3 protein-coding genes are annotated in these 2,140 nt (G+C 47.2%); 1 reads left to right on the forward strand and 2 read right to left on the reverse strand.

Annotated elements, in window-relative coordinates:
* Positions 1 to 28 precede the first annotated feature (28 nt).
* Positions 29 to 232 (reverse strand): hypothetical protein, encoded by a 204-nt coding sequence (locus tag QHH00_08440; protein ID MDH7509398.1) that lies wholly within the window; start codon positions 230 to 232, stop codon positions 29 to 31.
* Positions 233 to 308: 76 nt separating this feature from the next.
* Positions 309 to 1,904 carry an IS1634 family transposase gene (locus QHH00_08445; protein ID MDH7509399.1) on the reverse strand — a complete coding sequence of 532 codons (1,596 nt, stop codon included), beginning with the start codon at positions 1,902 to 1,904 and terminating at the stop codon, positions 309 to 311.
* A gap of 52 nt (positions 1,905 to 1,956) precedes the next feature.
* On the opposite strand from QHH00_08445, the gene QHH00_08450 reads away from it, so the two are divergent.
* On the forward strand, positions 1,957 to 2,140 hold a 184-nt coding region (locus tag QHH00_08450; GenBank protein MDH7509400.1), incomplete at its 3' end, for a hypothetical protein.

The following is a 2,140-nucleotide window of genomic DNA, read 5'->3' on the forward strand; positions in this document are numbered from 1 at the left end:
GGTGCCGCCATGCCAGCGGCAAAATGGATCAATCCTTGACCCCCTCAGTGGTCACCGAGAAGACGGCCTCGCCGTCGGGAAGGTTGGGCGAGTCCACCATCTGGAGGCGGACCGGCTTCTCTGAGGACTTCAGCTTCTCTGCCAGATCCATGGCGCTCTCGGCCAGGAGGATCTGGTGGTTGGAGTTGTAGGCTCTTGGCATGGACAGTTCGTTCTCACTGCCGTCAACCATGGACGAGGTAGGGTCCGCGCTGATTGAACTAGATGTGAAGTTTGTAGCCTCCAGCCCACATCCCGCACGTCTCCCTTCAAATGTAGTATTTTTCGCATCCTGGGCCAAACAACTTTATTATTTTCCTTTGTTCTTCATTAATATTAATAATCTCGCGATGAACAGATTTCTTCAATTCGATAATGGCTTCGTTTATATTTCTGAACTTCTGGAATACCCATTTTAAAGTAGGCCGTTCTGTTGGCTTTCCAAGCTGATTCAACACCGTCTCACCAGTCTCTTTCAACCGTTTTCTGAGCATCCATTCTGCAATGGAGTAAATCAATAGAGATAAGACCATTATCATAGACAGGGCTTCAATCCGCTCCTCTTTTTTGAGATATACCTCTGCCACCCGGAAACTTTTATCCTTTAGGAATCGGAAGCCTTTCTCGACAGCGTTTTGGCCCTTATAGTATTGAAGCATCAACTCTCCGTTAATGGTTTTATCATTGCTTGCCAGGACAAACCTTCCTAGTCTAGCTCTCTCGCTTGCGATTATCTGTTCGTTTCGATCGACTTCAGCCTCAACGAGATAACCTATATCGAGTGATTCGCCCTTCTTCGGACGGCCTCGCTTTGCGCCAATGCGTCTGGAAATCATGCAAGTTCTCACGTTCCTGAGCAGGAAATGTGGATTTTCCGATGTCCATCGATCCGCAGCATTTCTTGCATCAGCTTCGCATGCGAAAACGACATTTCCCAATTTCTTTATTGATTTCCGGGCTTGAGTGAGCTCTTTTTCGATTTGTCTATCGAATGTCTTAGCCTTTCTGGTATGCATTTCTCTGGAATCGACTACAACCCACCTTTGATCTATGCCGCCATAATTGACCGAAGTCTCGAAGATGCTGTAACGATCATCTGAGCAAGATTTCATCTCCAAGTCCCGATTTAGAAGATCCTTTGCCTCGCCAACTGTTGAAGGAACGCGAGTAATCCATAATGTGCGGTCGCTGAGAAGACTGATATTTTCCGAGCTGAAGAATGCGCTATCCGCCACGAAGTAGATTTTATCGCTGAAGTTCAGATTGGACCTGAGCTTCTCAATGGTTTCGATGATAGTCTTCTTGTCAGATTTGTTTCCTGAATGCGCTTGCACGAAAAGAGGGATGCCACACTGATTGGTCACCATGCTTAGAACGAATTGCTTCAGGTCCCAGCGACCATCTTTGGGATGACCAAGGATTATTTCGATAGCATGTTGGCAATCATCTCCTTCATACTGACCATGAACACTGAAGCTTGTAGTATCGACATGAAGGAGATGGGTGCCGAAAGCTAACCGCTGCATGCAATTCATGGCTATCAGGTTGAAGAGCTTTGTCGAGCCAAATCGGTTGATTCGATCAAGGGTTCTACCAACAGAGTCTTCGTTGAAGTCTTCGGGGACGATGCCCGGGCCAAAGAGCTTTTCCAATGCCAGATCTTTAAAATAGGTGGGAAATATGTACAGCCTGCGCTCTGTGAATCCTAAGCCATTGATAATCAAACCCTTGATTATTGCAGAATGCTGAAGTTTGCAGTCGCGAGTTTTAGGCATTGCCTCATCGATGATCTTTGAAATGCCCAATTCATCGAAGACGCCAGCAACTAACCCTAAGTGATCAAGCGATAATGTCGAAAGCTTCATTCCATGCCCCTTCTTTTCCCTTTCGGGATTAGAAAAACATGTCAGGATAAAAATGTTTCAGGTCGAAAGGCTACCTGCGGGATGTGGGCTTGATGATTTCGAGTCTTCCATATTTAAACGATTCTACACCTCCACGGCTGCGAGGATTACGGGAGGGGGATCTGGGGCATCAGAACTAGACCGGCTACTGCCCGTGCAGGGTGGCGCAGGAAGGCTGGAAGACTCGGCAGCCGGTA

The organism is Methanomassiliicoccales archaeon (assembly GCA_029907465.1).
Taxonomy (GTDB): domain Archaea; phylum Thermoplasmatota; class Thermoplasmata; order Methanomassiliicoccales; family JACIVX01; genus JACIVX01.